The sequence below is a fragment of the Massilia sp. BAP21 genome (genome assembly GCF_057801335.1).
In genome coordinates this window covers 3,706,299-3,719,195 of record NZ_CM173596.1, presented here as the reverse complement: position 1 = coordinate 3,719,195, position 12,897 = coordinate 3,706,299, and the positions used below count along the sequence as shown (strand labels likewise).

General features: G+C 68.5%; 10 protein-coding genes. All 10 read right to left on the bottom strand.

The genetic code is table 11. The features are described from left to right. Positions 1-212: 212 nt before the first annotated feature. The 10 genes from ACWYRN_RS16410 to epsE all read right to left on the bottom strand — a co-directional run bounded on the left by ACWYRN_RS16410 (position 213) and on the right by epsE (position 12,876). Entirely contained in the window at positions 213-2,450 is a 2,238-nt protein-coding gene (locus ACWYRN_RS16410) for a heparinase II/III domain-containing protein (protein WP_488688652.1), read from the bottom strand. Positions 2,451-2,763: 313 nt separating this feature from the next. Then, on the bottom strand, positions 2,764-3,543 hold the full coding sequence (locus tag ACWYRN_RS16405) for a glycosyltransferase family 2 protein (RefSeq protein ID WP_488688651.1): 780 nt from the start codon (positions 3,541-3,543) through the stop codon (positions 2,764-2,766). Beyond that, entirely contained in the window at positions 3,533-4,900 is a 1,368-nt protein-coding gene (locus ACWYRN_RS16400) for a glycosyltransferase family 4 protein (RefSeq protein WP_488688650.1), read from the bottom strand. The genes ACWYRN_RS16405 and ACWYRN_RS16400 overlap by 11 nt, the downstream gene beginning before the upstream one ends. 1 nt (position 4,901) lies before the next feature. Next, on the bottom strand, positions 4,902-6,452 hold the full coding sequence (locus ACWYRN_RS16395) for a lipopolysaccharide biosynthesis protein (protein ID WP_488688649.1): 1,551 nt from the start codon (positions 6,450-6,452) through the stop codon (positions 4,902-4,904). 17 nt (positions 6,453-6,469) lie between these two features. Next, positions 6,470-7,987, bottom strand: coding sequence for an O-antigen ligase family protein (locus tag ACWYRN_RS16390; protein WP_488688648.1), 1,518 nt, complete (start codon positions 7,985-7,987; stop codon positions 6,470-6,472). Then, positions 7,984-8,862 carry an exosortase-associated protein EpsI, B-type gene (gene epsI, locus ACWYRN_RS16385; RefSeq protein WP_488688647.1) on the bottom strand — a complete coding sequence of 293 codons (879 nt, stop codon included), beginning with the start codon at positions 8,860-8,862 and terminating at the stop codon, positions 7,984-7,986. The genes ACWYRN_RS16390 and epsI overlap by 4 nt, the downstream gene beginning before the upstream one ends. Next, positions 8,859-9,788 carry an exosortase B gene (gene xrtB, locus ACWYRN_RS16380; RefSeq protein ID WP_488688646.1) on the bottom strand — a complete coding sequence of 310 codons (930 nt, stop codon included), beginning with the start codon at positions 9,786-9,788 and terminating at the stop codon, positions 8,859-8,861. Before xrtB ends, epsI begins: the two co-directional genes overlap by 4 nt. After that, a complete protein-coding gene (gene epsG, locus ACWYRN_RS16375) occupies positions 9,789-10,655 on the bottom strand; it encodes a chain length determinant protein tyrosine kinase EpsG (RefSeq protein WP_488688645.1) in 867 nt (288 codons plus the stop codon). 9 nt (positions 10,656-10,664) lie between these two features. After that, positions 10,665-12,074, bottom strand: coding sequence for a chain length determinant protein EpsF (epsF, locus tag ACWYRN_RS16370; RefSeq protein WP_488688644.1), 1,410 nt, complete (start codon positions 12,072-12,074; stop codon positions 10,665-10,667). Positions 12,075-12,087: 13 nt separating this feature from the next. Beyond that, on the bottom strand, positions 12,088-12,876 hold the full coding sequence (epsE, locus tag ACWYRN_RS16365; protein WP_488688643.1) for a polysaccharide export protein EpsE: 789 nt from the start codon (positions 12,874-12,876) through the stop codon (positions 12,088-12,090). Between the last annotated feature and the right edge of the window lie 21 nt (positions 12,877-12,897).

Sequence of the window (12,897 nt, the reverse complement as noted above, 5' to 3'; positions counted from 1 at the left end):
TGTCGGCTGGTGATGACCAATCGATACTAGCGCAGCACGCTGCCGCAAAAGCCGCCCAGGCAGGCGAGCGCACGGCGCCTTTGCGGCCGCTCAAGCGCGGGAACTATTTGACGATGGAAAGCGACAGGCTGCAGGGATAAAAAAATCCCCACAGCATGAAGGCTGTGGGGATGTGCAGCGCGCCGGGGCGCGGCCGGGAATCGGGCCCCTGGTCAGTTCAGCGTGACCGCCTGCCCCGCTACCGTGACCGTGCGCACCGAACCCGAGGCCGCCACCTGCACCGGCGGGCGCTTGCAGCCGACGTCGAGCAGCACCAGGAATTCGGCAGTCGACTTGCCGTCGTTCGGCAGGTAGAAGGCGCCATGGTCCTCGGTGACGCCGGATTTCGGCGCCGGGCCGGCCCATTTGGCGAAGCTGGCGTTGCCGTTCAGGCTGCGTACGCAGACCGACTGGCCGTTGGCGGCGATCTTCACCGCACCCGTGTTTTCCACCGTCATTGCCACCGGGGCGTGCAGGTTGAATTCATAGGTATGCGGCACGCTCGCGGACAGGCGGTCGCGCACCAGGATCGCATTCCCGGCATTGCGCAGGTGCCAGACCTGGCGCTTGGCCATGGTCAACTGGCCGCCGTAGGCCGCGGTGGCATCGCCTTCGGCATAGTCGTAGCCGGGCTGGGCCGAGAACGCCGTGATCTTGCCGTTGCGCTGCAGCTGCTCGCGGTAGCCGTTCACCAGTTGGCCCTTCCCGCCGTCGAAGGTGATGGCGTTCTGCGAGCGGCTCTGGTGGTACCAGTCGGTCCAGTAGGGCGAGCCGTACCAGTCGTACCAGCCGGCCTTGACCAGCAGCGGCTGGCCGGCCACCGACAGCAGGATGCCGTTCTGGTCGCCATGGCTATGGTTGAAGGAGCCATACGGGCTGGACTTGAAGTAGAGCGAGCTGCGCGCGGTCGAGCCGATGTCGCTGTGCATCGAAACCCAGCCGATGCTCGGGTAATAGGCGCTGCTCGACGGCGGCGCCTGGGTCTTGGTGTCGGCCACCGGCATCGGATACGGCGCCTGCAGCAGCGACAGCGTGTCTTCGGTGCCGCCCAGCTTGTCCACGTACCAGGCCGCGCGCGGCGATACCATGCGCGAACCGAAGGCGTGGAACACGCGGGTATCGGGCTTGGTCTCGGAACCGTCGCCAAAGGCGTGGATCTTCGAGCCCGGCGGCGTGAACTGGGTGGCAAAGTCCAGGAAACCGAGGGCCCAGGGCTTGGCATAGAAATTCACGCCGGTGGCCTGGGTCAGCGGGTCCCACAATTGCACCAGGTACCCGGCCGCGTACTCGGCATAGGCGGTGCCGTTGGCGAAGCCGCCTTCCGGGCCGGCCCAGGGCGACGGCGCATTCGCATAGGCGCGGAACGAGAAGTCGAACCACTTCTGCGCTTCCGGGATGTCGCCCAGCGAGAGCGAGGAAATCAGCACCAGGAACACCAGGCTGGTATTGCCGTGCGAATCGAAGGGGTACTGGTCGAGGCGGCCGTTGTCGTCCGCCAGGTTGCGGTAGATTTCCTCGGTGCGCACGCGCACGGTTTCCAGCCAGCGCGCCTTGCGCGGTGCGTCCAGGTCGCCGGCCAGGCTGTCGACGGCCTTGATCAGGGACACCGAGATCTGGCGCGTGGCCTGGTCCTGGTTGGCATAGCTGGTCGGGCCGGTCGGATTCAGGCTGGCCAGCTGGTCGCCCTTGCGCAGGGCTTCGTTCAGGAACATCGGATCGCGCTTCATGCGCCACATGATGGCGGCCGCTTCCAGCTGGCGGCTGGCTTCGTTGATGCGCTGGCGGATATCGGTCTGCTGCGAGGCCATCGCAGCCGTCAGCGGCGTGGTGATGGCGATCGGCCAGCGCGCGTCGTTCAGCAGCGGCAACGCATTGATCTGGAGCTTGATCTCGTTGGTCATGCGGCTCACGTAAGGGTCGAGCTCGGCCTTCTTGCTTGCGTTCCAGCTCGTGTACAGGGTGAACGAGGGCGGCAGTGCGCGCGGGCGCGCCTTGGCGGCGATGCGGTTGCGCAGCGTGGCGTTGTCGGGCACTTCGAACACGGTGGAACGGCTGGTGAGCTGGAAGCTGCGCGGGCTGGACCAGTCGTTGCTACCGTTCGGACGCACGCGCCAGGTGTAGCTGCCCAGCGGCAGCACCTTGGCCGGCATATACCAGTTGCGTTCGACGACCGCCTTGACCGGCGCGCCGCCGACCGGGGTGATCTCGATTTCGTAGGCGGCCGGCCCCGTCGGGTGGCGCGCCCAGGTGAAACCGGGCGGGTTCTGGGCCTGCACGGCATTGTTGGTGGGACCCGGCTGGACGATCAGCGGGTCGGTCGACTGCGCCCAGTCGGCACGCGCGTTCAGCGACAGTGCGCACAGGGATGCCAGGGCGAGGGCCTGGAACAGGCCCTGTCGGTTGAATTTCATTGAATGATGCTCCGGACGATGGGATGACTTGTCGAGGGGCCAAACACCGTGGATGGCCCGATATTGCCGACGATCGAGGCTTTTTACTGAACAATGTCGATCGCTACAAACTGATGTTACCGCAGTAAGAAATTGAACAGCGGCAACTTTTTTCCCGAAATCATCCTTTTTTGTGTGCATCGCAGAAATCCAACGCCAGAATATTAAGCTTGTTTCAGCATCATTTTCACACTGGTAATAGCTGTGTTGTGTTCACAAAGACGTCCTGCCAACTTTCGTTTTTGTACGTGCAATTTCTTTTGTCGCCGGGATTTCAGGCTGCGCAGGCGCGTATTGCGCGCAGGCGTTTCAGGTAGCGCAGGCAGTAAATGGCGAACGCGAGCGGCGCCTTGTGCAGGTAGCGGCGCCGCACTGCGAACTCTTCCTGGCGCGCGCGCAGCTTGTTGGCGCTGGATACGCTGCCGGCATGCTCGCGGAACACCGTCAGCGGCTGGGCAAGCTGGACCGGCGCCGCATGCGCGGCCAGGCGCAGCCAGAGGTCGATGTCCATCGCATAGCGCAGGCTCTCGTCGAACAGGCCCACCTGCGCGAACAGGTCGCGGCGCACGAACACGGCCGGATGGGCGATCGCCGCGTGGCCGGAAGCATAGGCGCGGTAGCTGAACGGCCGCATCGGATACGGTTCGGCCAGCCGGCCATCCTTCAGCACGCGCACCTGGCCCACCACCCAGGCCGCGCCGGTTTCCTCGACGCAGCGCGCCACCCTGTCCAGCACGTCGGGGGCGGCATAGTAATCGTCGGAATGCAGGTGGGCGATGTAGTCGCCGCGCGCGGCCAGGATGCCGGCATTCATGGCGCGGCTGATGCCGCCGTCCACGCCGTGCAGCACGCGTTTGGCGACCGGGTGGGCGTCGATCAGGCCCAGAGTGGCGTCGCCCGACCCGGCGTCGACGAAGATATGCTCGAGATCCTGGCAGGTTTGCGTGCGTACCGAGGTAAGGGTGTCGGCCAGGGTCGCGCCGCTGTTCCAGGTGCAGGTGACGATCGAGAAGCGCGGCGGCTTGGGGAGTTCATTCAGCAGTTCATTCGGCATACAGCTCCAGCAGGCGGGGAAGAATGTGGGCGGCGTCGGCGCCGAACGCGGCCGCACGGGCGCGCCGGGCCGGCGGCGTGGCCAGCTGGCGGCGCACGCGCGCGACCAGGTCGGGCATGTTCCAGGCCAATTGCAACTGGCCCGGATACTGCTGGTAGGCGGCCAGTTCCGGCGTGCCGCCGCGCGCCAGCGCGATGCAGGGCCGGCCCAGGGCCAGCGCTTCCAGCACCGTGGTGCTGCAGGCCTCCTCGCATACCGAAGGCACCACGCACACATGGGCGCTGGCGGCCAGGCCCAGCGCGCCGGCGTAGTCTTGCCAGCCCAGAAAGCGCACGCCCGGCCCCGCATGGCGGCCTTCGAGCAGCGGGCGCTGCGGACCGTCGCCGGCCACCAGCACCTGCGCCAGTTCGGGCAGGCGCCCTGCTGCCGCGGCCAGGAATTCGCCGAAGCCCTTGCCGGCATCGACCCGGCCTACCAGCACCACGCGCCCGGCCACCGGCGCCAGCGCCCCATCGACGGTGGCGGCCAGGCGCGGATAATCGACGAAATTCGGAATCACGCGGCAGCGCGCCAGGTCGGCATGCGGCACGGCGCGCAGGAACTGGCGCTGCAGGAAGTGCGAGACGAACACGGTCTTGTGCATGGCAAAGGCACGCGCGGTCTGGTCGCGGTAGCGCCGCACTGCCACTGCCGTGACACTCTTGCGCAGCGGACCGGCATGCGCGCAGATGCAGGCCGAGCAGTCGCGCGGCGCCAGCGTGGTGCAGGGTGAGTCGTCGCGAAAGCGCAGGTGGGTCAGGCATTCGCTGCCCTGGTCGTGGCGGGTCTGTACGTAGTTCATGCCGGGCGCCACGTGCAGGCCGACCATCGGCAGATGGCCGTGGTAGTGCACGACGTCGGCATCGGCGGCGTGGCGGTTGATGGCGGTACCGATCTTGCGCGCAAAATAGGGCCGCTTCAGCGGATTGAAGACGCCGAGCTGGCTTTCCTTCCAGCCTGGATGGGCGTAGTCGAAGCCGGGCACGAAAGCGCCGTGGAAGCCAATCTGGCGCGCGGCGTCGTGCGGGGCGCGCGCGGCGTCGTGCGCGGCGCGCGCGGCCTGCGCGGCGCCGGCGGAACCATGGCCGGCGCCGCCCGTGCTGCCGCCTCTGGTGCCGACCTCCCTGGTATTGCCGCTGCTGCAATTGCTGCTGTGATTGCCACTCCGATTTTCATGTTGATTGCCGCGGTCGTTGCGGCCAAGGATGCGTACCTCGTGCCCGCGCGCCAGCAAGGCATTCCCGAGCGTGACCACGTGCTTGCCGAGGCCGCCGATCTGTTCGCCGGGCAAGTCTTCGGAGACTAGCAGGATGCGCACCCTAGCCTCCCGCCCGCGCCCGCATACGCGCTCGCATACGTGCCCAGATACGCGCCCGCAGCCGGAGCCGCAGCTGCGCCCAGGCCCAGCGCCGGTCCTCGCGCTCGGCGACCAGCACGCCGGCCAGCGCCAGCAGCACCAGGGTCGATGCCAGGACCAGCACGAAGTCGGATGCGCCGCGGTGCAGCCAGGCCTCGGCCAGCGCCGCCGCCAGCGCCACGCCGGCGGCGCCCGCGATGCCGGGCAACAGGCCGTGCGCGCACAGGCGGGCCAGCGGGGTCGGCACCGTGCGCCCGTGCACGAAGACCAGGAAGGCGCCCGTGAACAGCACGGAAGCGAGCAGGTGGCCCCAGGCCGCCCCGGCGATGCCCCACCCCGCCACGCCCAAGTAGACGATGAGCAGCCCGGCCAGGGCGCGCGCCACCGCGAACAGGCCGGAAACGCGCGGGTGGCCCATGCCGTCGTTCACCAGCGACGGCAGGCTGGTAAGGGAATCGACGAATTGGGCCAGCGCCATTAGCGCCAGCACGGCGGCGCCATGCGCGGCGAAGTCCGGGTTCATCCAGTAGCGCAGCAGGGGTTCGGCAAACACCGCCAGCAGCACCAGCATGGCCGCGTTCAGATAGACCACGTAGCGGGTCGCCTTCAGGTAGGCGTGGTCCAGGCGCGCCAGCTCGCCGCCCGCGGCCAGCATGCTCGCCGCCGGGAAGAACACGCCGGACAGGCGGAAGCTCAAGCCCAGCACCCGGTTTGCCAGCGTGGCCGCGACCGTGAAATAGGCCAGCCCGGTGACCCCGACCAGGGCACCGATAATGAGCTTGTCGGCATGGGCATACGACAGCGCGGCAAAGCGCGACAGGAAGGAGTAGGCGGAAAAGCCGAGGATGCCTCGCCGCAGCGCGCGCCCGGGCCAGCGCCAGTGCAGGCCCGGCAGCAGGCGTGCGATGCCGCGCCACAGCAGCAGGCAATGGATGGCGCTCGCCGCCACGCGCAGCGCGATGATCTCGAACAGGCCATATCCAAGCATCAGTACGCCGACCGTCAGCAGCGGCACCAGGGTGCCGAACACCATCTCGAGCCGTCCGGAAACATCGAAGCGCATCAGCGCCTGCGGTACGCTGTGCAGGTAGCTTTGCAATTGGCCCAGGAAAAAGCCGAGCGCGGCCAGTTGCAGGCTGGCGACGGCGTCGGCGGCCAGGTGCGGCGGCACCGCGAACACCCCTGCAACCAGGAAGCGGGCGCCGAACAACAGGCCGCAGCCGCCCAGCGCGCCGATCAGCGCGTAGATGGCGGCGCCGAAGCTCAGCGTGCGGGCGATCTGCTCGTCCTCGGCACGCGCATGCTGGGCGGCGATGTATTTCACCGAGCCGGCGGTGACGTTGATGTCGATGACGGCGAAATAGCCGACGATGGCCGTGACCAGCGCATACAGGCCGTAGTTGGCCTCGCCCAGGCCGGCCACGACCAGGGGCACGGTGGCCAGGGCCGCCAATGCCGGCACCGCCGCTCCGAGCAGGTTCGACCAGGCATTGCGGAACAGGCGCAGTTGCATGGCGGTCTACGCGGCACTCAGGCCGGCACCGGCTGGATACGGGGGCGCGGCGCCCTGGCACGTGACGGCGGCGCCGGCAGCGCCGGGCGGGCCGCGGCGGCCAGCGCCACATAGGGCAGCGCCAGCGCAATGGCCAACATTTGCGTGGTGCGCACCTGCGGGAACGGCGTGCCGACCAGCACGTCGGGAATCATGAAGGCCAGCGCCGCCACGCCCGCCGTGCCCAGCGGCAGCAGCTCGGGCGGCAGGCTGCGCAGGGCGCGGCGCGCGGCCAGCACGAAGGCCACCACCGTCCCGGCCAGCAGCGCGATGCCGGGCAGGCCGCATTTCAGGGCCACGTGCAGGATCCCGCTGTGCAGGAACAGGCCGCCGTCCGGATTGGCTTGCCAGGAAATCTGTTCGTAGCCGGAATAGCGGCCCCAGGAGCCGATGCCGGTAAAGGGTTTCGCCAGGATGTCGCCCAGCACCAGCTTGAGTTCGAGCACGCGTTCGCTCTCGGGACCGAAGCGGCGCGATTGCATGTCGTAGAACAGGCCGCTGCCGCCGCGTGTCTGGCCGAGACGGCGCAGGGCCGCATAGCCGAGCGCGGCGCCGGCCAGGGGCAGCGCCGCCAGCGCCAGCTGCACCCGGCGCCGCGGCGGGAAGCGCAGCATCACGATGGCAAACCCGAGCATGAAGCCGAACCAGGCGCTGCGCCGGTAGGACAGCACGATGCAGGCGGCGGTGGCGCCCAGGGTCAGCCACTCGAGGAGGCGCCAGAGCGTGGCGCGCCGCACCTGCGCGGCCTGGAATAGCTGCACCGCGGCAATCGAAAAGGCGAGCATGCACAGCAGGCTGTCGTTAATGTCGAAGAATGTCAGGCGAATGCGGATCGCATTCATGTTCGCATACACATTGTTCGGGTCGCCTCCGAAGGCGGCCCAGCGCCCCAGGCCGAACAGGGCGCGGCCCAGGCCTGCCAGCATCACGAAGCGGGCCAGTTCCAGGGCCTGCTCGCGGGTGCGGAACGAGAGCAGCACCAGGGCAACCAGCGGGCCCATCCAGACGATGTTCGAGAAGCCGGACGGGGCCAGCGCGTCCTTGACCGGTACGCCGGCGACGAAGGCGGCGCCGGTGTGGCAGGCCAGCAGCACGGCCCAGCCCCAGAACCAGGGCAGCAGGTCGCAGGGCGCGGCGCTACCGGCAAGCTGCGCCTGCGCCCTGACCGGCCTGCCCCCCTGTGCCGCGCCGGATGCCAGGCCTGCGCTGAAGCCTGCCGCGATGCGCGCGCAGCACCAGGCGCCGAGCACATACCAGAGCACCACCGGGAACAGCAGCATGCCCGAGCCGCGGCTGTAGACGCCGGGGGTGGCGAACACGGACAGGTTGCCGTAGCTGGTCGAATTCATCCAGAAAAAGATGCACAAATAGGGATAGACGAGCAGGCGCGGCCATACCAGGCCGAGGCCGATGCCGAGCACGGCGAGCAGCGCCAGCAGCACCACGACAATGAAGGGAAGCGAGGTGAACAGGTACTGGAGCAGGGTTTCGCTCATCGCGCTTTGTGCTCCATGGTTTGCTCCACGGCTTGCTGCGCCTGGTGCCGTGCCGCCCGGGCCACGGCTTGCTGCGTATTTTGCCGCGCCTCTTGATGCGCTGGTTGCCGCGCTTCCTGCCGCGCCTGTTGCCGAGGCTCCCGCTGCAGCGGCTGCTGCGTGGCGGGTCCTTCGCCCTGCCCGGCCTGCCCCGCCACCGAACTGCCGATCAGGCGTGCGCGGCTGGGCGCATCGAGGCCGGCCAGCATCTCGGCCACGAACTGGTCCTGCAATGCGTAGGCGCGGGTGTCGTCCATACCAATGCTGGACACCCGCACCAGCATCCCGTCGGGAATCTCGCCCGACAGGCCATAGGCCAGGCGACGCAGTTTTTGTTCGATGCCCGAACGCGTGGCCTTGTCGCCGATCGTGATCCAGTAGGTGATCGGCTCGTTACGCTGCCCCTGGCGTGCCACCAGGCGCTTGACCGGCAACGCGCCGTATTGCGTGGCCAGGCTGCCGGCGCCGTCGCGCACCAGCTGGAAGCCCTGGGCCACATAACAGACTTCGGGCAAGTGCAGCTGCAGCGCCTTGCTCTGGTCGCCGCCATAGGCAATCGACAGCATCACGCGCCGCCCCGCCGCATCGATGTAGGTGCGCGACAGGGTCTGGTCGTAGAGTTTCTTGAGCATGCCCTGCTGCTCGGGATCGGGCGTGAGCGGCACCACGCTGGGGTCGAGCTGCCAGGCGCCGAAGCGCTGCGGGATCATGGTCTCGAGCTGGAACGGCGCCTGTCCCTGGGCCAGCCTGACGCCGGGCGTTAGCGCGCCGGTGAGCGCCGAGGTGCCGGCCATGCCCAGGCCGAGCACCAGGCTGGCCAGGAAGCGGCGGTTCATCGGGTCCCTCCCCTGCGCCGTGCGACATACCATTGCAAGCCTGAATCGACCGCGAGGATCAGCACCAGCGCGGTGAGGAACAGCACCATGCCGGCAAAGCCGTGCAGGAAACCCTGGCCGGCGGCGTCACCCAGGTAATAGGTGACCAGGGTCAGGGTGATCACGCGGATCACGTTTGCGGAAAACGAGATCGGAATGATCAGGATCGCCAGGCCGATGTTGCGGAAGGCCGAAGGATGGCGCATCAGGTTCAGGTAGAACAGGCCAAGCGCCTCGAGCGTGAGCAGGGTCTGCAGGCCGGCGCAGGCGTCGGCCACCAGCAGCTGGTACTGGCCGATCTGCAGGATCACACCGGAGCGCGCGATCGGGTAGCCGGCGGCAAACAGCAAGTGCTCGGTGGCCCAGGACACGGCCATCTTCATGGGCATGGTGACGGCGGCCACGACTTCGCTCGGCAGCGGCACCATGAACAGCATGAAGAAGAACGGGAACCACAGCACGCGCAGGGCGCGCGTGCCCAGCTTGGCCAGCACGACCGCTGCCAGCACCACGATGATGGAGCCGATCTCGAACATCAATATCTGTTGCGAGCGGCCCAGCAGGTACAGCGCCAGGCCGAGCGCCAGCAGCGGCCAGGCCAGCCAGGACGGTGCGACCAGCCCGGCCAGGACATCGGGCCACTTGCGCCAGCCCAGCCACAACGCCAGCGCGAAGATCATCGGCCCATGCGCCTGTTCCTCGCCGATCCAGGCGCCGGTGAACAGCGAATACATGGTCGGCAGGAACAGCGCGGCCAGCCCGGCCAGCACCGGCCACCATTCGGGGAGCGCGCCGCGCAGGCGTGCCTGCAGTGGCGGATCGGCCGGCCCTGGCGCTGCTGGTGCCAGCGACGGCGCTGCCGGGCCGGGACGCACCTGGGTCGTCATTCAGAACTCCATGACCACCGCGCCGACCACTTCGGCCCCGGCCTCGGCCAGTTGCTCGCTCATGCGCGCCAGCTGGGCCACGCGGGTATGGTCCTTGCGTACCGCCAGCAGCACGCCGCCGGCGCGCGCCGCCACCGCCAGCGCATCGGCTCCGGCGCCGAAGGGTGCGAGGTCGTACAGCACCACGTCGTAGCGGCTGGCGAGCGAGGCATCGAGGGTGCGGAAGGTGTCGCGGCTGAGCAGCTCCTGCGGGTTCGGCGGCAACGTGCCGGCCGGCAGCACCGAGAGATCGACGAAGCCGCCCACGCGCAGCACCACGTCGAGGTCGGCGCGTCCGGCCAGCAGGTCGGACAGGCCCTGGCGTGCACGCAATCCGAACACATCGTGCTGGCGCGGCGCCCGCAGGTTGGCGTCGACCAGCAGGGTCTGCTCGCCGAGCTGGGAAAACACCACGGCCAGGTTGGCTGCGAACAGGGCCGCGCCGTCGTCGGGATCTGCGCCGAGCACGGCCAGCGCGCGGTGCCCACGCGCAAACCAGCGCAGCATCAACTGGCTGCGGATCGCGCGCAGCGACTCGACCTGGGGCGAAAACGGCTCGTAGGCGGCCACCAGGCGCGGCGACAGATTCGCCTGCCCTTTCGGCAAATACGGGTATGCAAACTGGCGCGCCAGCGCTTCCTGGACGTCGTCCTCGCTCACCAGGCCCAGGCGCACGGCGGCCTCGCCGAAGCGGATGCCCAGGTCCTTTTGCATGCGCAAGGCGCGTTCGGCGCCCTCGAGCGTGAGCTTGCCGGCGTCCACCAGCAGGGCGCCCATGCTGGAATCGAGGGGATCGACCGGCAGCGGCGACAGGATAGGGGAATTCATCGATGCCTCCTAGTTCAGGCGCAACAGGCGGCGCGGCGCCATCAGGGCGCGCAGGCTGCTGCGCGGGCGCGTCGGCTGCCAGGCCACCGTGCCCAGCACTGGGATGCCAAGCAGTTCCTGGACGTCGCCGCTGGAACGCACCGGACGGTTCAGCAATTCGAGCAGCAGCGCCAGCCCGACGCCGAGCACGGTGCCGAGCAGCACCGCCACCAGGGTGTTGAGCAGGATGCGCGGCCCGGAAGGCTCGGCCGGGGGCACGGCCGGATTGAGCACGGCGATGTCGGACTGCTCGGACTGGGCCTCGATGCGGGTCTGCGAGAAGCGCCCGGCGGCGGCGTCGAAGGCGCGCTGGGCGCTGTCGAGGTCTTTCAGCAGCACGCCGAGCTCGTCGCGCGTGCGGTTCAGTTCCAGCACCTTCGCCTTTTGCGCGGCCAGTGCGTTGCGCAAGTCTTCCTCGCGCTGGCGCAGCACCTGGGCATTACCGCCGACGCTGCGCGAGACGGTCGCCAGCGCCGCGTTCAGGTCGGAACGCATCTTGGCCACTTCGGCGCTGGCGGCCTGGTAGGCGGGATGGTTGCGGCCGTAGCGCGAGGCGCTTTCGGCCAGCTTGGCTTCGGCCGCCGACAGCGACACGCGCAGGTTCTGGATCAGCGGGTTGTTGGCGACATCCGGCGACTGGGCATTGCCGCCGCCGGCCATGCGCTCGCGCGAGGTGGCTTCCAGCGCCAGCGTCTGCGCCGCCACCAGTTGCGCGGACAAATCGCTCAGGCGCGAGAGTTCGATATCGACGCGGTTATTGTCGAGGCTGACGATGCCCTTGTCCTGCTGGTACTTGGACAAGCGCGCCTGCGCGGTTTCCACGTTGTCGCGCAATTGCTTCGTCTGCTCGTTGAAATAGCTCGATGCCTTTTTCATCGGTTCGGTTTTCAGGCGCACGCTGACGTTCTGGTATTCCTCGGCAAAGGCATTCGCCACCGCCGCCGCGAAGCCGGGGTCGGCGCCCTTGAAGCTGATCTCGACCACGCTCGACTCTCGCGAGGGCTTGATGTCGAGCTTGCGCAGCAGCAGGTCGGCCAGCCAGTCGCGCACCGTGCCGCGGCCCTCGGTCGCCTCCTGGAACTGGGCGAGCACGGCCGGGTTGCTGGCCATGCGCAGGCGCTCGACCACGCGCAGCGCCACGTTCTTGCTGCTGATGATGTCGATCTGGGTCGCCATGTAGCCGGGCAGCAGCTGGCCGGGCATGGTCAGGCCGGTCAGCGGGTCGACGCCCTTGTAGTTCAGCAGCACCGAGGTGGTGGCGGTATAGGTCTTGCCCTGGACCAGGCTCCAGCCCAGCGCCAGCAGGATGGTGGTGCACAGCGTGGCCAGGATCAGTTTCCTGCGCGCGCGCAGCAGCAGGAGGAATTGGTAGAGGTGCATGGCGTGCTCCCGCTCAGAACCAGCTTTCGCGCACCGTGATCACGTCGTCGACCTGCACCGGGTCGCTGGCGCGGGCTTCGATGGTGACCGGGTTGCCGGCCGCGTCGCGGCGCGTGATGCGCATGCGGCTGTCGCTGCCGCGCGGGGTCAGGCCGCCGCCCGCCGAGATCGCCTGCTGGACCGTCATGCCGCGCTCGATGCGGAAGGCCCCGGGCCGCTGCACTTCGCCGGTGACATAGGCGCGCGGCGCCCGTTCCACGAAGATGATGTCGCCGCCGGCCACCTCGTAGTCCTTGTCGAGTTCGCCCTTGCGCACCATGTCGACCACGTCGATGGTTTCGCGCGTGGTCTTGCCGTCGCGCGTGCGCACCAGGCTGATCAGGTCGCCGCCGTCGGCGCTGGCGCCGCCCGCCATGGCCAGCAGGTCGAGCACCTTGCGCCGGCCCTCGACCGGATAGCGCCCGGGCCGGTTGACCTGGCCCAGCACCGACACCTGCTGGCTGGCCAGGGTGGTGATGATCATGTTGACCTCGGCCTTTTTCAGGTAGCCGCCCTTTTCCAGCAGGTTGCCGATCTTGCGTTCGGCGGCGGCCACCGACAGGCCGCCGACGCCGACCTGGCCCAGCAGCGGAAAAGTGATCGCCCCGCTTTCGCTGACCCGCGTCTCGATCGACAAATCGGGGCTGCCGTAGACCGACAGGCGCACCACGTCGCCCGGACCGAGCAGGACTTCGGCGGCGCTGGCTACCCCTGCGCCCAGTGCCAGCACGGCCGCGGCCATCCAGTGTGCAAGTGGTTTCATGGTCCTTCCTCCTGTATGCGT

What these genes read in the sequence shown, in the direction of transcription:
- ACWYRN_RS16410 (WP_488688652.1), bottom strand. Translation starts at nt 2,450, where the DNA reads ATGAAATTCAACCGACAGGGCCTGTTCCAGGCCCTCGCCCTGGCATCC.
- ACWYRN_RS16405 (WP_488688651.1), bottom strand. Translation starts at nt 3,543, where the DNA reads ATGCCGAATGAACTGCTGAATGAACTCCCCAAGCCGCCGCGCTTCTCG.
- ACWYRN_RS16395 (WP_488688649.1), bottom strand. Translation starts at nt 6,452, where the DNA reads ATGCAACTGCGCCTGTTCCGCAATGCCTGGTCGAACCTGCTCGGAGCG.
- ACWYRN_RS16390 (WP_488688648.1), bottom strand. Translation starts at nt 7,987, where the DNA reads ATGAGCGAAACCCTGCTCCAGTACCTGTTCACCTCGCTTCCCTTCATT.
- epsI (WP_488688647.1), bottom strand. Translation starts at nt 8,862, where the DNA reads ATGAACCGCCGCTTCCTGGCCAGCCTGGTGCTCGGCCTGGGCATGGCC.
- xrtB (WP_488688646.1), bottom strand. Translation starts at nt 9,788, where the DNA reads ATGACGACCCAGGTGCGTCCCGGCCCGGCAGCGCCGTCGCTGGCACCA.
- epsG (WP_488688645.1), bottom strand. Translation starts at nt 10,655, where the DNA reads ATGAATTCCCCTATCCTGTCGCCGCTGCCGGTCGATCCCCTCGATTCC.
- epsF (WP_488688644.1), bottom strand. Translation starts at nt 12,074, where the DNA reads ATGCACCTCTACCAATTCCTCCTGCTGCTGCGCGCGCGCAGGAAACTG.
- epsE (WP_488688643.1), bottom strand. Translation starts at nt 12,876, where the DNA reads ATGAAACCACTTGCACACTGGATGGCCGCGGCCGTGCTGGCACTGGGC.